Genomic DNA, 21,361 nt, shown 5'->3' with positions numbered 1-21,361 from the left:
AGTATATTGTTAGTAACAATTCTTATTATTGGTTGTGGGATGGAATATAGAAAAAGTAAACAAAGAGATGAGATCCTCAATATTCTGCGTGAAACAAATATTCATCCGACTGCAAATTGGATTTATGACAAGCTCAAGAAGGAAAACAGCCGTCTGAGTTTAGGAACTGTCTATCGAAATTTATCAATTCTTGTTGAACAGGATCTTGTGGACAGGATTGATTTTGGAAGTACCTTTGACAGGTATGAAGCCAAAAAGGGTGGACATTACCATTTTGTCTGTGAGAACTGTGGTGAAGTCAGTGACTTGGAAATGCCGGTAATGGAAGAGTTAAACAGTCAGGTCGAGAAGAAATTTGGTCTGAAAACCAATAAGCATCGACTTGAATTTTTTGGGATATGCCGTAAGTGCGGCTGATTTTTTTAAGTGTCTATTAATAATCGTTCCGATTACTTGATAGAGATCTCTTGAGAGATCTGTAAATAATTATTACCAGGGATTCTGGTATACAAGGAGTAGAGTATGGAAGAAGTAACAGTTCAGGAACCTGTAGTATCAATGCCAAGGATTGGAGATAAAGCCCCTTCATTTAAAGCCATTACAACTCAGGGAGACATCAATTTTCCCGAGGATTATTCTGGTCGATGGGTCATCCTTTTCAGCCATCCTGCGGATTTCACACCTGTTTGTTCCTCAGAATTTATTACATTTGCCAGCATGGAAGATCAGTTTAAAGAAGCTGGATGCGATCTTGTGGGTCTGTCTATTGATGGTTTGTACAGTCATATAGCCTGGCTCAGGACTATTAAAGAGAAACTCTCCTATAACGGTCATACGAATGTGGAAGTAAATTTCCCACTCATAGAAGATATAACCATGAATATTGCCAAACAATATGGGATGATTCAGCCTGGTGAAGATACTACCAAAGCTGTTAGAGCTGTATTCTTTATTGACCCTAAGGGAATGATTAGAACAATAATTTACTACCCCCTGAGTCTGGGAAGAAACTTTGATGAACTTTACAGAGTTCTTCAGGCACTTAAAACCGCCGATGAGTTTGGTGTTGCCACTCCTGCTGACTGGAGACCTGGTGATGATGTTATCGTAGGTCCTGCAGGCTCCTGTGGCGCGGCGAAGGATAGAATGGATGGTAAAGAAGATATGACCTGTCAGGACTGGTTTTTCTGCAGTAAAAAAATGGATAAAGACAAAGTGCTGAAAGCTATTGCGAAAAAATAGTATTTAAATAGTATTTGTATGGACCTGACTGTCTTGTATATGAGGCAGTCAGGTCTTTTTTTTATATAAATGAGACCCAATGTTTGAAAAATATGGATTTTTCCAGTATTTTATGAGTGTGAATAGGAGGAAAGGATCTATAATGAAACTCTATAGCAGAAATCAGGTCATTTTTTATTCATTAGGGACAGTCCTGGTTGTTTTTTTACTCCTCTTTGGATTTGGTGTCATCTCCTTTTCTGATACAGAACAATCACATTTCGTTGAAAATGTTTTTCCTGAAGCAGAGATTTTGCCAACTCAAATGGGGCCTGCTTTAGGGAGTCCTGTATACAATGCAAGTGAATACTCTGAGGATGAACTGACTAACATTCATATTTATGAGAAATATAATGAAGCCGTTGTCAATATCACTACCGAGGTCGTCGGTTATAACTGGTTCCTAGAACCTATTCCACAGGAAGGTTCTTCCGGATCAGGAGCTATCATAGATAAACGCGGGTTTGTTCTCACCAATAATCATGTCGTTGATAAGGCCTATAAAGTGTATATCACCCTGGCTGACGGGAGTCAGTATGAAGGGGAAGTTGTGGGAACAGATTATGAAAACGATCTTTCGGTTCTGCAGTTCAAGCCCGAAGGCAAAGAGCTGGTGACAATCCCTTTTGGTACTTCAGAAAATCTGAAGGTGGGACAGAAGGTTATTGCCATTGGAAACCCCTTCGCCTTTGAGAGGACGCTGACTACAGGGATCGTTTCTGGATTAGGTCGTCCTTTAAAAAATGATTCGGGTCTGGTTATCCGTGATATGATTCAGACCGATGCGTCTATCAATCCTGGGAATTCCGGTGGTCCTCTGATCAATACCAAGGGTGAAATGATTGGGATTAATACAATGATTTATACCCCCTCTGGAGGATCTGTTGGAGTTGGTTTTGCAATCCCTGTGGATACGGCCAGGAGAGTTGTTCCCGATTTAATGAAGTATGGTAAAGTTCAAAGGGGCTGGATTGATATTATTCCTGTTCAGCTTTTCCCCTCCCTTGTGCGGTATGGTAAATTGCCCATTTCAAAGGGTATCCTCATTTCTCGTGTAATCAGCGGTGGTAATGGAGAAGAAGCGGGTCTTCAGGGAGGAAATCCAGACCAGGCAGTCCGGAGCGGGAATTCCGTGATTTACCTGGGCGGAGATATTATTACATCCATTAATGGTGAGGAAATAGCAACCTTGTCCGATTTTTATGGAGCTCTAGAAGCAACGAGGCCCGGAGATAAGGTTGAAGTGGTGGTCTTGAGAGGGAAGCAACTTAAAAAAATCCAAGTTATGCTTTCTGAAAGACCAACAAATTGAAGCTGACGCGAGTGTTTTCAGGGAGAGTAAGGCCCAATGGATAAATTTAAAGTTGTTTCTCCCTTTGATGCTGCAGGTGATCAGATAAATGCGATCAATAAGTTATCGGAGGTTTTTCTAGAGGGGGCACAAAGAGCCACCCTTCAGGGGGTTACTGGTTCTGGTAAAACCTTCACGATGGCAAAAATTATTGAAAATTTGCAGAAACCGACTCTCATCATTTCTCATAATAAAACCCTGGCAGCACAGCTCTATAGAGAGTTTAAGGACTTTTTTCCCCATAATGCTGTAGAGTACTTTGTTTCTTACTACGACTACTATCAGCCAGAGGCGTATGTTCCTTCCCGGGATCTGTACATAGAGAAAGACTCTTCTATAAACGAAGAAATTGACAGGATGCGTCTTTCGGCAACCATGAGCCTGATGGAGCGTCCCGATGTTCTTATAGTGTCCACAGTTTCGTGTATATACGGACTGGGTAACCCCTCTTCCTATAAAGATATGAGGATTCAGCTCCTCAAAGGGGAAAGCTATAATCGTGATGAGATCATCCGAAATCTCATTTCTCTCCAGTATGAACGAAATGATATGGTCTTGGAGAGAGGAAAGTTCAGGGTGCGCGGTGATGTGATGGAACTCTACCCGGCCTATTTGAAAGAAGCTTACCGGATAAGCTTTGATTGGGATGAAATCGAGTCCTTACGGCGTTTTAATCCCGTTTCCGGTGAGATTTTAGAAGACCTTCCCATGTGTACAATCTATCCGGCAAAGCATTTTGTGATGCCCGAAGACCGGATTGTAAAGTCTTTGAAAGATATCAGAGCTGAATTGGTTCAGCAAATAGAGTTTTTTGAGTCCAGAGGTCAGATTGTTGAGGCTCAGCGCCTCAAGACAAGAACTGAATATGATCTGGAAATGATGGAAGAAATGGGGTATTGCTCCGGAATAGAAAACTATTCCCGTCAACTTTCTGGCCGTGAAGCTGGAGAACGCCCTGAAGTCCTTCTAGATTATTTTCCACCTGACTTTTTGACTATCGTCGACGAGTCCCATGTCACACTCTCCCAGATCAGAGCCATGTATGAGGGGGATCGCTCCAGAAAAACTAATCTTGTAAATTTTGGATTCCGCCTTCCTTCTGCCCTGGATAACAGACCCCTGGTCTATACAGAGTTTGAGGCATTTAAGAAACAGCTTTTGTATGTCTCTGCCACGCCAAGACAGGAGGAGCTTGATAAGTCCGAACTCGTTGTAGAGCAGATTATCAGACCAACGGGTCTTCTGGATCCTATCATAGAGGTACGGCCCACAGAGGGGCAGATGGAAAACCTCTATGGTGAAATCAGAAAAAGAATCGAAATTGGTGAACGTGTTCTCATCACAACCCTGACAAAAAGAATGGCAGAGGATCTGACTGATTATTTGAATGAATTAGGATTGAAGGTCAACTATCTTCATTCCGAAGTGGAAACCATTGAGCGGGTAGAAATCATTCGTGATCTGAGACTGGGGAAGTTTGATGTACTTGTGGGAATCAATCTTCTCCGGGAAGGGCTGGATATTCCCGAGGTTTCTCTCATTGCCATCATGGATGCGGATAAGATTGGTTTTCTCCGATCAACTACGTCTCTGATCCAGACCATTGGCCGTGCTGCCAGAAATGCCCACGGGCGGGTCATCATGTATGCCGACAAGGAATCCCCGGCCATGGCCGAAGCCATCAGGGAAACGTCACGCAGGAGAGAAATCCAAAAAAAGTATAATGAAGATCATGGCATAACTCCTGAAACTATAATAAAAGCTGTACAGGATATCCTGATCAGAAAAACAGAACAGAAAAAGAAAGCCGAAGAGATGACAATTTCTGTGATGAAGGATAATGTTAACCTCCTTGATCCTGTTCAGAAGAAAAAACTTATAAAAGCACTGGAAAAGGAAATGCTGGAAAAGGCTAAAAATATGGAATTTGAAGAAGCGGCGGTTCTCAGAGATGAAATAGCAGAGCTCAAGGGTGAGAAATTATGAGGAAGGCCTTGAGACTCATTCTGATCCTGCTGATTGTTCCTCTTTCTTGTTCTCAGAAGATCGATGTTCCCGAAATAGTTTTACCTTCAACCCCCATCATGAAGGGAACAACCAGTTGGGGAGTTGTCAATGTTTCCTATTTGAAAATAAACAAAGAACCTAACAATGATCAGCATATTGTTACCACATTGAGAAAGGGAGATCTTGTTCAGATTGAGTCCGTCCATTACATAAATGAAGGCCGGAACAGTTCTATCTGGTTTCATATCAGCAAAGATAGGTTGAACGGATGGGTTAAAGACAGCTCTCTGGATAGTTATTCAACAAAAGAGAAGGCTAAAACAGCTTCTGAGAGACTTCTTGGTACTCTCCCGTGAATGATCTCTTTTCCAGAATAGGAAAGCTGTGATAGATTCATTCCATGAGTGTTCTTGAAAATATTAAAAAAGTACAAAGCTCCATAGAGCAGGCTGCCCTCAAGGCAGGTCGAAATTCCTCTGATATCAAACTCATGGCTGTGAGTAAGACAAATCCTGTGGAATTGATTCGTGAGGCTTATGATGCGGGGCAGAGGTTGTTTGGCGAAAATCGTGTCGCCGAAGCCCAAGAAAAGTTTGCTTTATTACCCGATGATATTGATCTGCACCTTATTGGCCACTTGCAGAAGAACAAGATCAAAACGGCTGTATCTGTTTTTGATTGTATTCAAACAATCGATTCAAGAGAACTGGCTGAAAAACTTGTTCAGACTTCTAAGGATCAGGATCGTGTACTCCGTGTCCTGCTCCAGCTGAAGACGGCTGAAGAAGGGAAGAAAACAGGTTTTTCATCAGAAGAGGAGATCATCGAAACAGCTGGGTGGATCCGCGAGAACAGCGGCATCAAAATGGAAGGACTCATGACCATCGCTCCTTTTACAAAGGATGAGGTTCAGGTCAGGTCTGCTTTTGCCCGATGCCGGAATCTACAAGAAAAACTGATGAGTCTATATCGGGATCAGGATTTTTCCGTTCTTTCCATGGGAATGTCATCCGACTATCACTGGGCTGTTCAAGAAGGTTCTACTCTCTTGAGGATCGGCAGTGCTATATTTGGGTATAGATCCTGATCATGACGGCTCCGAGGATCATCGGATTGGTTCTATTGCTGATTCAGGCGGCAGTTCTGCCGTCTCAGGAGATGAATGGACCGTTAACTGAGCCCCTTCCATATCAGGATGTTGAATTTCCTGAATGGGCTCATGATGCCAGAAGATTTGAAGTAATTCTTTTTGGATCATTTCCGCTGACCTATATCATGAGTTCTCTTGTGTATGAAGTGGCCACCTATGCCGGCACGGGATTCAATTCGGAATTTTCCCTGGCTTCTGAGAAAAAGCAGGACGAATTGAAATTCCTATTAATCACATCCGCGGCTCTTTCGGGAGTCATTGCTGTGGGAGACCTGATTATCGCTAAGATTATAAAGAATCAATCACGGAATCAAGAAAATGAGTATCCGGAGTTTGTGGAAGAGGAAAAGAGTGAATAAAGAAACAAAAGAGATCATCGTCAGTCTCCCTCCAGAGGAGAGTCTGAGGGTTGATAAGTATATTTCACATGCTGGAGTTATGAGAAGAAGCCAGTTTGAATCACATAAAATTCAGGTTTTCCTGAATCATCAGGAGATCAAACTTTCAAAAAAGGTCAAGGATAAAGATGTTCTTCAGATCTCCTGGACTGCCCCGGATGAACCGGATTTTGCTCCGGAAAAGATGGACCTTGATATTCTGTTTGAAAATGATGATGTCATTGTACTCAATAAACCCCAGGGGCTTGTCGTCCATCCTGGTGCGGGCCATTACAGTGGTACTCTCGTTCAGGGATTGCTGTATTACAATCAGCAGTTAGGAAACCATTTTGAAGATGATCCGCTCAGGCCTGGAATTGTACACCGTCTCGATAAGGATACCTCTGGTCTGATTATCACAGCCAAGACACCCGACTCTCTTGAAGCCCTTTCTGAGCAATTTAGAAACAGAACAACCGAAAAGTATTACCTTGCCTTCATCAAGGGCCGGCTTCCTACCAGACGAGGTAAGATTGAGACCTTCATTACTCGGGATGAAAAGAATCGAAAAAAATTCAAAGTCCATGAGACAAAGGGTAAGTACGCTCTGACTAAGTATGAAGTTCTTGAGTCTTGGGAACGATATTCTCTTATCAAACTGAAACTCGAAACAGGCCGGACTCATCAGATCCGTGTTCATCTTCTGTCCATGGGCTGTCCCATTCTAGGTGATTCTCTATATGCTCGTAAAGATAATATTGTTGGAGATGTCACCCTTATGCTTCACTCCTGGAAACTCGGAATTGTACTTCCTGGTGAATCCGAAATGAGGCATTTTGAGGCTCCTGTTCCAGAACGGTTTAACGAGCTGAAAGAAAGGTTGAATCAGAAATAACACAGATGATTTTATCTATGCTTTTCATATTTTTGATATAACTGGGTTTCGGCTTTGATCGTTGTAGGCGGACCATGACCAGGCAGTAATATGCCATGGGGGTCTCGGGTGAATAGTTTCTCCTCCAGTTCCAGAAACAGGGTATCCCGACTTATCTTGTCCGGAGCAGTACCCGTTCTGCCGGCAGAAAGAACATCTCCTGTGAAGAAAAAGTTTCCGATTCTGAAAACCAGTGAATCATCGCTGTGTCCCAGTATCGGGATGACCTCTATTTCCATACTGGAGAACTTATATGTCCCTTCTTTGAGTTCCATAGAGGGGATTTCTTCTAAGTTATTACGAGCCGAATAGACCTGAGCGTCGTATATTTTCAGGAGGGTGTTTACTCCTCCAAAATGATTCCAATGACTATGGGTTATCAAAATATAACGTATGTAATAACTATTTTTTTCTATTAATTCCAAAAGAGACACATCCATGACACCGGGGTCTATGAGCAGGGCCTCACCCCCGGAATCCCCGCCCACAAGATATGTGTTACTGAAGCCAACTGCGGCAAAATGATTAAATAGTTTCATCCTCGGTGTTCCTTTTGAAAATAGGCTTCTTCAGAATTGGAGTAGCGGAAACTAATCCTTTTCATCCTGGAGAGACAGAAATCGACTCTCTTCAGATTGCAGTCTACAAAGAGAGTTTCTTTCAGGGAACTTCCGATAAACCTGGAGTAATACAAATCGGATTCACTGAAGTCACAATGCCTTGATTTGATTCTATTCAAATTTACGGATATAAGATCGGATCCTCTGAACGTTGTATCCTGAAGTACAGCCATGGTAAAAACACATTGAAGCATGTTTACTTTGAGAAAATGGCAGTTCGTGATCACAGAATCGTCAAAAAAGCACATCTGAAAGCGGGAATTATCAAAACGGCAGTTTTTCCAAAGAGTGTGGTGAAAGTAGCAGTTAATAAATCTTTTGCCCCGTAAATCCAAACCTTCAAAGATTAATCCGGGAGCTTTTAAATTCATAATTACTTCATTTGAAAGGAGATAGTTTTCTATTTCCTTTTGGTAGTCCATTTTTATATGGGTATTGCAGAAACGAGAATTCCTGTCTACAGGGTTTTTACACCCAGGCCAGGAACATAAATCCAAGTTGAACATATAAAATGTGTAATTTATTGCCTTTTCTTTGACAAGGGGTTAAGATCCGATTATGAATAAATGTTATTTCTGTGGGAACGAAAGTGACGAAAAGATATACAGGACCAGTCTCTGTTCTCATTGCGATAAAGAGTTGAAGATATGTTTTAACTGTATTCATTATGATACAGCATCTGCCAATCAATGCCGGGAACCTCAGGCAGATAAAGTTGTTGAAAAAGACAGAGCTAATTTTTGTGATTTTTTCTCACCTTCTTGCGTTCAAAGAGGCCAGTCCTCTCATGAAAAAGAAAAGGATGCCAAAAAAAAGCTCGAGGATCTGTTCTCTTGATAGATGGTCAACCACATGTCTTTTTCCTGGACTCGGGGCTCGGTGGAATTCCTTACATGGAATGGATACAAAAGCAAAAGCCTTCCTGGAATATCATTTACCTCGCCGACAATGAGTGTTTTCCCTACGGAAACAGAAGCAACTCCTTTTTAAAGGAGCGCGTGATAAATATTACCAAAGAGATGATTAAACTTCACAATCCGGATCTGGGGGTTATCGCCTGTAATACCCTTTCTGTAACGGCATTGGATGTATTAAGGTCTAGGTTTCATCTACCCTTTGTCGGGGTTGTTCCCGCTGTTAAACCCGCAGCTGAGAGTGGGGGAGAGGGAAATATCGGAGTTTTGGCAACAGAAAACACCGTGAAAGGGAAATATTTAAAGACATTGATTCATCAGTTTGCACCTTCTCAGAATATCGAGACAAGAGCAGCTTCTGATCTGGTCCGCTTTGTTGAACACCGCCTTTATCAGGCGCACGAAGCGGAGATACAAACCGTTCTTGCGCCCTATATAAACCTGGTTACAGATAAGCAGTGGAAGACCCTTGTTTTGGGGTGTACACATTTTATTCTCCTCAAACCCTGGTTTGAAAAATGGCTTCCTTCTGAAGTCTCTATTGTCGATTCAACAGAGGGAGTCGGGCGAAGAATTCTTCAATTACTACCGGAGAATTCAACGGGTTTAGGATCTAAGGGGCCTTTGAGTCAGAATCTCTTTTATATCACTTCGAAAAGTAAAAATGAAGAGCTATACCGTTCTGTGGCAGATCAGTATCAGATGATCCTTTCTACTCTGGAGGTCAATGAATCATGAAGGGATTAGTTCTCTGGGGAATCAATAATATTTTCTCGGTCAAAGGAGAAGAGGATGGACGCATTCGGGAATGCCGGATCAAAGGGAAAAAAATGGATTTTGAAACCCGTTTTTATAACCCTCTGTCTGCCGGTGACTGGGTAGAATTTGAAGACAATGCCGAAGAAAATAAGGGGATGCTCCTAAGCCGCTACGACAGGACGAACTATTTTGCTCGCTGGAATAAAAAAGGACGGGCACTTCAGACTCTCGCCGTCAATATGGAAACGCTGTTTTGCATTGTTTCACCAGAGTCGCCACCATTCCGGCCCCGCTTTATTGACAGAGCACTTATTTTAGCAGAGCAGGGGCATTTGGATGTGGCGGTTATACTGAATAAATCGGATCAGGAAATTCCTGAATGGGTTGCTCAGAGGCTCGAGAATTTTAAATCTCTAGGGCTGGACGTCAGGTATACTTCCTGTGAGACAGGAGAGGGTGTTGACTCTCTTCGGGAAGAAATCAAGGGGAAAATCGTAGGGTTTGCTGGACAGTCGGGTGTCGGTAAGTCAACATTGCTTAACCTGTTGATTCCCGGTGCCAGCCAGAAAACTGCAGAGGTCTCTGAAAAGATGTCCAGGGGAAAACATACGACAAACTTCGCCGTCATGATTCCCTATGATAATGCTCCAGGATATATCATTGACACTCCCGGCATTCGTGATCTTTTACTCTGGGGAATTGAGAGTGCGGATCTTTCTCACTGGTTTCCAGATTTTAACTGCCTGGAAGAGGAGTGTTCATTTGCCGGTTGCCGGCACATGCATGAGCCAAAATGCGCTGTTAAAAAGGCGGTAAATGAGGGGATCATCAACGCCGATCGCTATGAAAGCTATATGAGGATGATGAAAGAACTCATTGAGAATGAACAAAAATATTGAACATGCGATTTTGAGTTCTTGATCTTAATAGTTGAACTGTACGTGTTTTTCATGATATATATGAAAAGGAACAAAGTATGAAAAAGAATACAATGGGGAGTTTACTCCTTCTATTACTCATAGTTTCCCTCACTTCGTGTCTCACAATCACTACTGGCTTAGACCATTCTGCATCGGGAGCCGGGCGTCTTAGCCTGGATTACCGGATCAATAAAAAAGCGGCTGGAGTCCAAAAAGACTCAATTACTTCTCAAAATCTTATCCCTTTGCCCATCAAACGCAGTGATTTTGATGAGCTAACAGCTTTGAATCCGAGCGTATCGGTCAGATCCTATTCGGAAACAGAAGACAGCGAATATATTTATATAAATGCAGAATTAGATTATCAAAATATTATTGATCTGAGTGAGTTTCTCGGATTCTCTATAGAAAGTGAGAATAATGGGGATGTGTCCTCAATGACAATGCACATTCTGGATGGTACAGAGCCTATAGACCAGGAGTCATTGAATCTGTTGGATTCCTTATTTTCTGAGGACCGGTTGGTTTTTGATCTGACCTTTCCAAGAAATATCAGGTCCAGTACTTATGGGAGTGTTTCTGGAAGGACCGTCCTATTTGATATTTCGATTCCGGATGTTTTTAGGCGGAATAATTTGGTCTGGTCGGTTGAGTGGTGATGTATGCTCCATCCAAAGTCCATAGAATGGGATAAAAAGCTCAAAGAGATCTGTGATCAGATAGATCTTTGGCTTGAAGAACAGTATGGAGCTTTGTATACCCTCAGGCCTAACAGGCCGTTGAGTGGAGAAACATCCAATCCTGAAATGGATGGATTGTTTAATGTTCAGGCTGTGTTTACTCCTGGTTATAGGAGTGATACCGGCAGGGGATATTTGATAGAGATAGAATTGTCTACTCTGGAAAAAGTTGATCTCAAACTTAAAAGAGAAATTCTGGACCAAGTCCTGGTAAAACTAGAAGAAGCAATAAAAAATGAATTTCCTGAAAGATTACTGGAAATTGGTTTTGATGGTAATATGATTAAAATATGGGGGGATCTAAACCTAGGGTTTGCTTAAATACATTAGAATCTTGAATCGATAATTTTTTCTAGAAAAGGAGTTTGTCATGACTGATAAAAAAAGACTTTTCATAAAAATTCTCAAGGTCGAGTTGGAAGAGACCCGGGAGGATACATTATTATTGATTGAGATTTACAAGAGCCGATATACAAATCGGGAAATCAGGCAATATGTGCAACTTGAAAATGAAGCTCTTTTAGAAAGAGAGATGCATTGTCTGGATAAGATGGTTCCCGAATTGGAGAAATTTCCAATAGACGAATATGAAGACAAAGATTCTTTTATACAGGGTTTAAGTGTCTTTCTGAAAAGTTTTGTAGAAGAGAATCAATTTCCCAAAGCAGTTTTTCTTCTGGCGGAGCGGAAAATACAGAAAGTTGTAAAATATATCTATTAAAGAGGTTGGAATCGCATGGATGTTCAGGTTAAGGAACTTATTGAAAAGATCAAGAATGACGGTGTGAAAAATGCAGAGGAAAACTCCTCACGAATTATAAGTGAAGCCGAGAAAAAGGCTGCTGCACTCATCGAAAATGCAGAAAAAGAAGCCGCAGATATTAAATCCCAGGCTCAAAATGAAGCCAGTCGTATGGAACAGGCGGGTAAAGAGGCCCTAAAGCAAGCTGGAAGAGATCTGCTTCTCAGTATCAAAAAAGATGTGGAAGAACTTTTTGACAGAATTGTACAGTCTGGAACAGCCGAAGTCCTCAAGGGTGACAGTCTAAAAGAATGTATCGTATCTGTCCTTAAATCCTGGAAGGAAGATGAGTTGAAAGATCTAACAGTTCTTGTCGCTCCTGAAACCTTGAAGTCCATGGAAAGCCAATTCAAATCAGAATTGAAAGCCGAAATCACTAAGGGATTGGAAATCAAACCCTTTAATGATATAGAAGCAGGTTTTAGAATCTCTGTAAAAGATGGCCGTGCTTTTTATGACTTTTCTGATAAAGAACTCATGGAATTGCTGAGCAAATACTTGAACCCCGGACTCATGAGTATTCTGGAAAAATAAAGGAGTCTGTTTTGGGTCAGTTTTATTATACCGTGGCTTCACTTCCCATGCTTAAATATGATGAGCCTGTAGATTTGAAGCATAGTGATTACCTTGAAGATTGCCATAAATGGCTGAAGCCTTCAGAGTGGGATATACTCAAATCTTCATTGATCAATCCTGAGACCGATATGGAATTCCCCGGTATTGCTGAAGAATACCGAAAATGGGAGATCAGCCTGCGGAATGAGCTGGTTGCTCTTCGATCATCTGCTCTCGGATTAGAGGCGGATGAGTATACAAGGAAAGGAGATCGTTTTGCGGATACTGCATCACTGGCAGCAGCCGCATTCAAAGAAGAATCTCCATTAATCGCAGAAAATACCCTGAATAAGGGGCGTTGGGAATATATTGAAAGCCTGAAAGTCGGTCATTTCTTTGACCTTGAGTTTCTGGTTCTTTATTCACTGCAGCTTCAGATTATTGAAAGAAAACGCTGTTTTGATGAAGAAACCGGTTTTGCGAAATATCAGGGAATTTATAAAAATATCCTCTCCGGAATAGATGATGTTGCAGTTGGAGAACAAGAATGAAAAGCAGTGGTAAAGTAGTTGGTGTCAATGGAAATATGGTGACTGTAGAAGTGGCCGGCACCGTTCAGTTGAATGAAGTAGGTTATGTCTTAACCGAAGGTAAAAAACTGAAGTCTGAGATTATTCGAGTCAATGGAGACCGGGTCCAGATGCAGGTTTTTGAAATCACAAAAGGAATTGGTATTGGAGATCCCGTTGAGTTCTCCAAAGAACTTCTGGCCGTAGAACTGGGGCCGGGACTCCTTGGACAGGTTTATGATGGTTTGCAAAACCCTCTGCCAGAATTGGCAAAAAAGGCCGGTCACTTTCTCGAAAGAGGATTTTATTTAGATCCCCTTCCTAAGGATCAAATGTGGGAGTTCACACCCGTTGTGAAAGAAGGTGATACCGTGGCCAAAGCGGATGTCATCGGTTCTGTACCGGAAGGTCCCTTTACCCATCAGGTGCTGGTCCCTTTTTCTCTCCTTGATAATTATATAGTTAAATCAATTAAACCCAAGGGAAGTTATACCCTCAAAGACACTGTTGCAGAGGTGGAAGACTCCAAGGGGAATCTCATTCCTTTGACCATGAGTTTTCAATGGCCTGTCAAAAAAGCCGTGAACTGTTATGCAGAACGGCTTAAACCTGTAGAGCCCATGGTGACTCAGGTTCGTTTGATCGATACGTTTTTGCCTGTTGCCAAGGGGGGGACTTATTGTATTCCCGGCCCATTTGGTGCCGGAAAGACTGTTTTACAGCAGATCACCTCAAAATTTGCCGACGTAGATATCGTTATCGTGGCAGCCTGCGGTGAACGTGCAGGTGAAGTTGTAGAAACCTTGAAAGAATTTCCCGAACTTCTGGACCCAAAGACCGGTCGTTCCCTGATGGAAAGAACAATCATAATCTGTAATACATCCTCTATGCCTGTTGCCTCCCGTGAGGCTTCGGTTTATACAGCTGTGACACTGGCTGAATATTATCGTCAGATGGGATTGGATGTTCTTCTTCTCGCCGACTCTACTTCCCGTTGGGCCCAGGCCATGAGAGAGATGTCCGGTCGATTGGAAGAGATTCCCGGTGAAGAAGCCTTTCCGGCATATCTTGAATCTACAATTGCAGGTTTTTACGAGAGAGCGGGACTAGTCAGATTGAAAGACGGTAGAAAGGGATCAGTCACAATCGGGGGAACAGTTTCTCCTGCCGGTGGTAACTTTGAAGAGCCTGTAACGCAGGCTACCTTGAAAGTTGTGGGTGCTTTTCATGGCCTTTCGAGAGAGCGTTCTGATGCCCGTAAGTATCCTGCTATTCATCCCATTGATTCATGGAGTAAGTATAGCGGCATCATCGATCCTCATAAAACTGAATATGCTTATAACATACTTTTTAGAGCCAATGAGATCGAATCAATGATGAAGGTTGTTGGAGAAGAAGGTACATCCTTACAGGACTTTATTCAGTATCAGAAGGGTGAACTTCTGGATGCTGCCTATTTTCAGCAAAACTCCTTTGACCCCGTCGATGCGGCTGTATCACCGGACAGACAAAAATATGTTTTTAACCTGATGATGGAAATCCTTACTGCAGAATTGGATTTGAGCAGTAAAGATGAAGCCCGAAGCTGGTTTAATCAGTTGAGACAGCTGATTCTGGACTACAACGGTTCTGAGTGGCAGTGTGACGGTTTTAAGAAACTCGAAGGTGAAATTAAAAAATTCATCGCAGATAAGAAAATCCGCGTAGATGAAAAAGCCGCCGCTTTAATGGCTAAGAACTGAGGGATAAGATGAGAAAAGTTTACAGCAAAATTGATTCAATCGTCGGAAATGTTATTACAGTTAAAGCCGACGGAGCAAAGTATGGAGACCTGGCTGAAATCTCTACCACTTATGGGGATTCTCTGGCAGAAGTCATCAAACTGGACGATGACAATGTGTCTCTTCAGGTTTTTTCCGGAGGCCGTGGTATTTCTACAGGAGACGAAGTCCGTTTTCTGGGGCATCCTATGCAGGTTTCTTTTTCAGATAACCTTATGGGACGGATTTTCAGTGGTTCTGGAGAACCAAGGGACAATGGTCCGACACTGAATGAGAATATGATTCCCATCGGGGGACCTTCTTTTAACCCTGCCAACAGGATTATTCCCAAGAACATGATCCGGACCGGTATTCCCATGATCGACCTTTTTAATACCTTGGTGGAAAGTCAAAAACTCCCCATTTTTTCGGTTTCTGGTGAACCTTACAATGATCTATTGGCCAGAATCGCGATGCAGGCAGAGGTTGATATGATTATCCTCGGTGGAATGGGACTCAAGTATGATGACTACCTCTTTTTCAAAGATACATTGGAAGCTGGAGGAGCTATGAGCAGAACAATCATGTTTGTTCATACCGCTGCAGACCCCATTGTAGAATGCCTCCAGGTCCCGGATGTTTCGTTGGCAGTCGCCGAAAAATTCGCTTTGCAGGGTAAAAAAGTCCTTGTACTGCTGACAGATATGACCAACTTTGCAGATGCCATGAAAGAGATTGCCATCACTCAGGAACAGGTTCCGTCAAACCGTGGATACCCAGGGGACCTTTATTCTCAGCTGGCATCCCGTTATGAAAAGGCTGTTGATATTGCCGGTTCTGGTTCTATTACCATTCTTGGTGTAACCACAATGCCTGGTGATGATGTAACCCATCCTGTACCTGATAATACCGGGTATATCACAGAAGGACAGTATTATCTTAAAAATGGACGAATCGAGCCTTTTGGTTCACTCTCTCGTCTTAAACAGCAGGTTAATGATAAGACTAGGGATGACCATAGAGCCCTAATGGACGGTATGATTAAACTTTATGCTTCCTATAAAGAATCTCTGGAGAAGCAGTCCATGGGTTTTAATATGTCCGAATGGGACACGAAATTGCTGAAATACGGAGCCCGTTTTGAGGCAGAAATGATGGACCTTTCCGTAAATACACCCCTGGAGAAAGCCCTTGATAATGGCTGGTCCATAATGGCAGAGTGTTTTAGCCCTGAAGAAACAGGACTAAAGTCATCCCTGATCGAAAAGTTCTGGCCCGCAGAGAGAGTTTAAATGGCTAAAATTAAACTGACAAAGAATGAACAGAAGAAGCAGAAAGATGAATTAAAAATGTTTTCCCGCTATCTTCCCACGTTGATTCTTAAAAAACAGCAGCTCCAAATTGAAATCCGAAATGTGGAGATTCGAGAAGCTGAGGTTCGTCAGAAACAGGAAGCTCTAAACAAAGAGTTCCGTAACTGGATTGGTGTCTTTGGAGAAGATGTCGGTTTGGATGGAACCCTGATCAGAGTCAAGGGTGTTAAAACCAATACGGGCAACATCGCCGGTGTTGAAATCCCTGTCTTTGAGGGTGGAGAGTTTTATCCTGTTTCCTATAACCTCTTTGAAATGCCTCTCTGGGTCGATAAGGCCGTGGAGAAGGTAAAGCAGATTATACTTCTGGATCTTGAATATCAGGTATTGGAAGAGCAGATAAAACGGCTTGCCAGGGAATTAAGGACAACAACTCAAAGGGTCAATCTTTTTGAAAAAGTTAAAATTCCTGAAGCAAGAGAAAATATCAAGAAAATTGGGGTTTATCTGGGAGATCAGCAGACTGCTGCTGTTGTCCGAGGTAAAATGTCCAAGAAAAAAATGGTAAAGGCAGGCTGATATGATTGTAAAAATGAAAAAGGCCTCTTTTATCTTTCTAGAAGCAGAAAAGGATAGTGCTCTAGAAAAAATCCGTAAGGCTGGTGTGGTTCACCTCGAGCAGGATTTTGCGGGAAGCAGCGACACTCTGACTTCACTGAATGCAGCCTTTGCCCGGGTTGAGAAAGCTCATATGGTGCTTGATCCTAAGGTGAAAGTGAAGACTGAAAGTTATTCTACCGAAGCTGCAGAATCATTAGCATCCGAGATCCTCCAACTTCTGGATTCCAGGAAAGAGTCTGAAGATAAGAGGTCCTCCATTGCTTCCGATCTGGTTAAATGGGAACCCTGGGGGGATTTTGATCCTTCGGAAATTTCCATTCTAAGAAGCAGAGGAGTGGATCTACGGTTTTATGAAATGACCAAGCCAAAATGGTCGGAGCTTTCTCAAACTTGGACGACTTTTTCAGTCAAAGAAACCAAGACGTCTGTTTTTGGCATTGTCGCCGTGACAGGAGATGATCCTTTCCCTGAAATTGAGGCAGTTCAGCTTCCGGAGTTCGGAATTTCCGAGCTCAAACAACAGATGCTTACAGAAGAAAAAAGCATGGCAGACATAGAAGAGCGCCTCTTGGCCCTTGCCGAAAGGCGGGAACTGCTTGAAAAAAGAATGGGTATTCTTGACCAGGATATTCAATATGAGAGCTTGCGATCCGGGTTAGGTGATGAAGAATCTCTGCTGTATTTCACAGGGTTTATTCCTACCCGAGATTCAGAAAATATAAAATCTCTGGCCGCAGATAATGGTTGGGCAGTTCTCTTAAGTGAACCTACCGAGGAAGATTTAGTCCCTTCCCTTGTTGAAAACAACAAGGTTGTGACGACAATCAAACCTCTGTTTGATATCCTCGAGGTCTTGCCTGGGTACAGAGAAATGGATATCAGTCTCGACTTCTTAATCTCCTTTACTCTGTTTTTCTCAATGATTATTGGAGATGCTGGCTACGGTTCTCTGTTTCTGATCATCACCATATTGATGAGGTTTAAGTTCAAGAAGGGTGGACCCGGGTTCAATTTGATGTACCTGCTTAGTACAGGGGCAATCATCTGGGGCGCCTTAACAGGCAACTGGTTCGGATCTATCGGGCTTGGAAACCTTGAGCCTTTGAAAGGTTTGGTTATACCGCAGATTGCGGCCTTCCCGGAAATATTCGGTGCAGACATAGATAGCGGTAATACTATTAAATATATGTGTTTTGTTATCGCAACCATACAGCTGTGTATTGCAAGATTTAAGAATTTTATTTTTAGAATGCCTTCACTGCAAGCTTTTGAACAACTGGGGTGGCTCTCCATGCTCCTTGGTATTTATCACATTGTCTTGTTTCTTGTTTTAGGGATCTCTCCTATTCCTCCCTATGCCTTAAGGATGATAGCTGGTGGACTTCTCGCTGTCATTGTATTTGGCCAGCAGGAGAAGGGAGTTCATTTCCTAAAGGGTGTTCTAAAAGGTTTGAACCCCATAGGTTTGTTTAATCTTTTTCTTGATTCTATAGGTCTGCTTTCGGATATCATTTCGTATATCAGACTCTTTGCTGTAGGGTTGGCATCTCTTGCTATTGCTGTGAGTTTTAATACTATGGCAGCACCCTTGATGCAGGAGCCCGGAGTCGCCATGATTGGCGGTGCTTTGATTCTTCTGCTGGGGCACTCTCTTAATATTGTGATGGGAGCACTTTCACTGATTGTTCATGGTGTAAGGCTCAATATGCTGGAATATTCGGGTCATTTGGATATGGAATGGTCTGGTATTAAATATAAACCTTTTCAGAAGGCCCTTCGGCCCTGAGCGGGAGAATTACCAGGGCAATGTTATTGCGCTGGTAGCGCTTAGAGGCTTCGGCCCTGAGCAGGTAAAAAACCGGGGCAATGTTATTGCCTTGGGCCAAAGTAGAAACTTGATAATAAATTAGAAACATCGAGACTCCAGAGGGGGTTCGGTAAAATGAGGAGAATATTATGGATATTGGATTGATGGGATTTGCTGCTGCACTGGGACTTGCTGGTTTTGGATCTGCATTTGGAGCTGGTGTTGCCGGACAGGCTGCTATCGGTGCCTGGAAAAAATGTTTTGCTGCAAATAAGCCTGCACCCTTCCTCTTGGTTGCTTTTGTTGGTGCTCCTCTGACTCAGACTATTTACGGTTTCATATTGATGAATCAGATGCTTGCTTCTGGTGCTGAAGGAATGAAGCTTCTGGGGATGGGATTGTTCGGTGGACTTGCCATGGGTGCTTCTGCCTATGCACAGGGAAAAGCTGGAGCTGGAGCCGCAGATGCCATGGGTGAAACAGGAAAAGGCTTTGTGAACTATCTTATGGTTCTTGGTGTCATTGAGACCGTAGCTCTTTTTGCAATGGTATTCCTGATGGGTGCCCTCTAATTCGTTGGTATTCGATAAAAAATGACTCCTGAAAAGGAGTCATTTTTTTTGATCACCTTTTCAGATTTTATGGATAATACTTCAGTCTTTTCCTATCATCACCTATAATGAATATGATTCTTATGAGCCTTTTACGGCTTATATGAAAAAATCAGGGCTCTTTTTGAGTTCAAATCCTATAGGAGGGACAATTGACCACATCCAGAATCATACAAGTCGGTTCAGTACCCATGGGCGGAGGTTCTCCTGTCAGTATTCAGACAATGTGGGATAAACCGGTCTCTATTGTTGATGATTCACTCATCGCCGCGGTGGATAACCTGAATCGGAAAGGTTGCGATCTTATTCGTTTTGCCTTACCAAATCTTCAGGCTGTGGATCAGCTGGCTCCATTGCTCAAAAAAACTACTATGCCACTCGTTGGTGATATTCATTTCGATTATAAAATTGCTTTAAAAGCCATTGAGGCGGGATTTCATAAAATTAGAATCAATCCTGGAAATATCGGAGAATCCTGGAAAATAGAAGAAATCATTGCAGCCGCAGCTGATCATGGTACGGTGATTAGAATCGGAGCCAATGAGGGTTCTTTGAATACATCAGGAGAATGGTCTGCTTCAGCTAGGAGTCAAAGACTGGTAGAAGCGGCTGAGGGAAATCTTGAAATTTTCGAACGTAAAGGGTTTCGGGATATTGTGATTTCTCTGAAATCTTCAGATATAGATGTCACTTATCTTTCAAATAAAGAATTCAGGAAGCATCATGATTATCCGCTCCATTTGGGGATTACCGAGGCTGGACCACTTATTCCGGCCATTGTTAAATCGACCATAGGATTGTCTGGGCTGCTCAAAGAGGGTATTGGAGAAACAATTAGAATTTCAATTTCTGACAGTCCTGAATATGAAATTTTGGCAGCATCAGAATTACTGACAAATCTGGGTCTAAAAAAGGGGAGAATAAAGATTATTTCCTGTCCAAAATGCGGCAGAACTTCTTTTGATACTCATGGGTTTCTTGAATCGATTAAGGAAGAACTCAATACATTACCCTTGGAAGCCTCTGTGGCGGTCATGGGCTGCTCAGTAAACGGACCTGGTGAGGCAAGGCATGCGGATCTTGGTATCACCGGTAATGGGAAACAGGTCCTGATTTTCAAACAGGGTGAAATCATACGGAGGGAAGACATTTGTTCGGCAAAAGAGGCATTTTTGGAAGAATTAGAACAATTGCGGCAGGAATTTTCTTCCTGACTCTTGTTTCACTCAGTGGTCAATCCCTGGAGAAACAGGATTTACCTGGATGGATACTTTATGAAAAAGGGCTGGCAATGTTCGAACAAGGACGGCTGAGTGAGGCCCTTGAACTGATAACTCTGTCTGCAGGAGAGGGCATTTTAACTCCAGAGGCAACTTACTGGATCGGCCGGATTTATGAGGCCGAAGGAGATTCTCTTCTGGCTAAAGAACGATATGAAGAAGCCATTCAAGATGCTAGGTTCCTGTATGTCCCTGATGATAAATGGAAAATCTATTACAGTCTCTCTGACATCTATCTCAATGAGAAAGATTACGACCAGTATGAGCAGGTGCTCCTATCTATTTTTGACAATGAAATGAAAAGGAATAGTGAAGTTATTAGGCGGGAGCACTCTTATGTACAGGTTCTGAAATCTGAGGGGATAGATAAATTACTCCTTTTGTATCGGCTCCAGTTGACCTATTCTCTGGAAGCCACATCCCGGTTGGGACGCTTTTATAGTGGAGAAGGACTCTGGAAGAGTTCTCTTGTCAAGAATTTGTATCCTCTTTTGAGTTTATACAGTGCCGGTATTGAGTCCCTCATTGACCGGTATCCCGATTTTTCTTTTCCCGTAGATATGGAAGAAGCCTGGGAAAATGATGAAGAGTTTCTTATTGATGTTTATGAGAATCTTTGCCGTTTAAGCCGTTCTGATTTTATGTTTAAAAGAGACTTAAACAGCTTAAAAGCCTTACAAATAGAAGAAGACAGGATTGCGGCTGAAAAAATAATAAATGAGACATTCTCGACCTTTCATATGTCACCGTCTTTATATACTCTCTTAAAGCTTGAAAACCATTTGGGAGAGAACTCCTTTCTGAATTTGGAAACTCTTTACAGTGCTCTCTATTTTATTGGAGAAGCCCTTTATCAAGAAGGCATCCCGGATAGAGCCATGGAATTATGGTCTCTTTTAACCATGAGCAGTCATAATAGTACCTGGAAAACCCTCGCTCTAGAAAAAATTAAAAATCCAGAACTAGAAACCCCTTTTTTAAAGTACTGAA

24 protein-coding genes are annotated in these 21,361 nt (G+C 42.4%); 22 read left to right on the top strand and 2 right to left on the bottom strand.

Features of this window, described 5'->3' with window-relative positions; genetic code table 11:
* Positions 1-6: 6 nt before the first annotated feature.
* From EXM22_RS06905 to EXM22_RS06870, 8 genes are all read left to right on the top strand, one after another.
* Positions 7-417, top strand: coding sequence for a Fur family transcriptional regulator (locus EXM22_RS06905; RefSeq protein ID WP_168203391.1), 411 nt, complete (start codon positions 7-9; stop codon positions 415-417).
* 105 nt (positions 418-522) lie between these two features.
* Positions 523-1,242, top strand: coding sequence for a peroxiredoxin (locus EXM22_RS06900; RefSeq protein ID WP_149485810.1), 720 nt, complete (start codon positions 523-525; stop codon positions 1,240-1,242).
* Between the two features lie 142 nt (positions 1,243-1,384).
* Positions 1,385-2,593: a S1C family serine protease gene (locus tag EXM22_RS06895; RefSeq protein ID WP_149485809.1), complete on the top strand. Its 1,209-nt coding sequence runs from the start codon at positions 1,385-1,387 to the stop codon at positions 2,591-2,593.
* A gap of 36 nt (positions 2,594-2,629) precedes the next feature.
* Entirely contained in the window at positions 2,630-4,618 is a 1,989-nt protein-coding gene (uvrB, locus tag EXM22_RS06890; protein WP_149485808.1) for an excinuclease ABC subunit UvrB, read from the top strand.
* Positions 4,615-4,995 (top strand): hypothetical protein, encoded by a 381-nt coding sequence (locus EXM22_RS06885; RefSeq protein ID WP_149485807.1) that lies wholly within the window; start codon positions 4,615-4,617, stop codon positions 4,993-4,995. Before uvrB ends, EXM22_RS06885 begins: the two co-directional genes overlap by 4 nt.
* A 44-nt stretch (positions 4,996-5,039) precedes the next feature.
* A complete protein-coding gene (locus EXM22_RS06880; protein WP_149485806.1) occupies positions 5,040-5,726 on the top strand; it encodes a YggS family pyridoxal phosphate-dependent enzyme in 687 nt (228 codons plus the stop codon).
* Positions 5,727-5,728: 2 nt separating this feature from the next.
* On the top strand, positions 5,729-6,148 hold the full coding sequence (locus EXM22_RS06875; RefSeq protein ID WP_149485805.1) for a hypothetical protein: 420 nt from the start codon (positions 5,729-5,731) through the stop codon (positions 6,146-6,148).
* Positions 6,141-7,061, top strand: a complete 921-nt coding sequence (locus EXM22_RS06870) for an RluA family pseudouridine synthase (protein WP_246157085.1) — start codon at positions 6,141-6,143, stop codon at positions 7,059-7,061. Before EXM22_RS06875 ends, EXM22_RS06870 begins: the two co-directional genes overlap by 8 nt.
* Before the next feature lie 11 nt (positions 7,062-7,072).
* Here the strand turns inward: EXM22_RS06870 and EXM22_RS06865 are convergent, their stop codons facing one another.
* Both EXM22_RS06865 and EXM22_RS06860 read right to left on the bottom strand, forming a co-directional pair.
* Entirely contained in the window at positions 7,073-7,639 is a 567-nt protein-coding gene (locus EXM22_RS06865; RefSeq protein ID WP_149485803.1) for an MBL fold metallo-hydrolase, read from the bottom strand.
* Entirely contained in the window at positions 7,636-8,091 is a 456-nt protein-coding gene (locus tag EXM22_RS06860) for a pentapeptide repeat-containing protein (RefSeq protein ID WP_168203390.1), read from the bottom strand. Before EXM22_RS06860 ends, EXM22_RS06865 begins: the two co-directional genes overlap by 4 nt.
* Before the next feature lie 462 nt (positions 8,092-8,553).
* On the opposite strand from EXM22_RS06860, the gene murI reads away from it, so the two are divergent.
* From murI to EXM22_RS06790, 14 genes are all read left to right on the top strand, one after another.
* Positions 8,554-9,372 (top strand): glutamate racemase, encoded by an 819-nt coding sequence (gene murI / locus EXM22_RS06855; RefSeq protein WP_149485801.1) that lies wholly within the window; start codon positions 8,554-8,556, stop codon positions 9,370-9,372.
* The gene (rsgA, locus tag EXM22_RS06850; RefSeq protein WP_149485800.1) at positions 9,369-10,292 is read left to right on the top strand and encodes a ribosome small subunit-dependent GTPase A; all 924 of its coding nucleotides are present in this window, start codon (positions 9,369-9,371) and stop codon (positions 10,290-10,292) included. The genes murI and rsgA overlap by 4 nt, the downstream gene beginning before the upstream one ends.
* 77 nt (positions 10,293-10,369) lie before the next feature.
* Positions 10,370-10,972, top strand: coding sequence for a hypothetical protein (locus EXM22_RS06845; protein ID WP_149485799.1), 603 nt, complete (start codon positions 10,370-10,372; stop codon positions 10,970-10,972).
* Positions 10,973-10,975: 3 nt separating this feature from the next.
* Positions 10,976-11,374, top strand: a complete 399-nt coding sequence (locus tag EXM22_RS06840) for a hypothetical protein (RefSeq protein ID WP_149485798.1) — start codon at positions 10,976-10,978, stop codon at positions 11,372-11,374.
* Positions 11,375-11,423: 49 nt separating this feature from the next.
* The gene (locus tag EXM22_RS06835; protein WP_149485797.1) at positions 11,424-11,774 is read left to right on the top strand and encodes a hypothetical protein; all 351 of its coding nucleotides are present in this window, start codon (positions 11,424-11,426) and stop codon (positions 11,772-11,774) included.
* A 15-nt stretch (positions 11,775-11,789) separates the two neighbouring features.
* Positions 11,790-12,389, top strand: coding sequence for a V-type ATP synthase subunit E (locus EXM22_RS06830; RefSeq protein WP_149485796.1), 600 nt, complete (start codon positions 11,790-11,792; stop codon positions 12,387-12,389).
* Between the two features lie 11 nt (positions 12,390-12,400).
* Positions 12,401-12,961 (top strand): DUF2764 family protein, encoded by a 561-nt coding sequence (locus tag EXM22_RS06825; RefSeq protein ID WP_149485795.1) that lies wholly within the window; start codon positions 12,401-12,403, stop codon positions 12,959-12,961.
* Positions 12,958-14,721: a V-type ATP synthase subunit A gene (locus EXM22_RS06820; protein WP_149485794.1), complete on the top strand. Its 1,764-nt coding sequence runs from the start codon at positions 12,958-12,960 to the stop codon at positions 14,719-14,721. The genes EXM22_RS06825 and EXM22_RS06820 overlap by 4 nt, the downstream gene beginning before the upstream one ends.
* An 8-nt stretch (positions 14,722-14,729) precedes the next feature.
* Entirely contained in the window at positions 14,730-16,031 is a 1,302-nt protein-coding gene (locus tag EXM22_RS06815; protein WP_149485793.1) for a V-type ATP synthase subunit B, read from the top strand.
* Positions 16,032-16,631, top strand: coding sequence for a V-type ATP synthase subunit D (locus EXM22_RS06810; protein ID WP_149485792.1), 600 nt, complete (start codon positions 16,032-16,034; stop codon positions 16,629-16,631).
* Between the two features lies 1 nt (position 16,632).
* Complete coding sequence (locus tag EXM22_RS06805; RefSeq protein WP_210411562.1) at positions 16,633-18,459, top strand: V-type ATP synthase subunit I; 1,827 nt, start codon at positions 16,633-16,635, stop codon at positions 18,457-18,459.
* Between the two features lie 170 nt (positions 18,460-18,629).
* Positions 18,630-19,052 (top strand): V-type ATP synthase subunit K, encoded by a 423-nt coding sequence (locus EXM22_RS06800; RefSeq protein WP_149485790.1) that lies wholly within the window; start codon positions 18,630-18,632, stop codon positions 19,050-19,052.
* Positions 19,053-19,243: 191 nt separating this feature from the next.
* On the top strand, positions 19,244-20,305 hold the full coding sequence (ispG, locus tag EXM22_RS06795) for a flavodoxin-dependent (E)-4-hydroxy-3-methylbut-2-enyl-diphosphate synthase (protein ID WP_149485789.1): 1,062 nt from the start codon (positions 19,244-19,246) through the stop codon (positions 20,303-20,305).
* Positions 20,242-21,360, top strand: a complete 1,119-nt coding sequence (locus EXM22_RS06790) for a tetratricopeptide repeat protein (protein ID WP_149485788.1) — start codon at positions 20,242-20,244, stop codon at positions 21,358-21,360. The genes ispG and EXM22_RS06790 overlap by 64 nt, the downstream gene beginning before the upstream one ends.
* Position 21,361 lies beyond the last annotated feature (1 nt).

The sequence above is a fragment of the Oceanispirochaeta crateris genome, from assembly GCF_008329965.1.
GTDB classification, from domain to species: Bacteria; Spirochaetota; Spirochaetia; order DSM-2461; family DSM-2461; genus Oceanispirochaeta; species Oceanispirochaeta crateris.
Note: the sequence above shows the minus strand (reverse complement) of the source record. Positions and strands in the feature narration are given on the sequence as shown.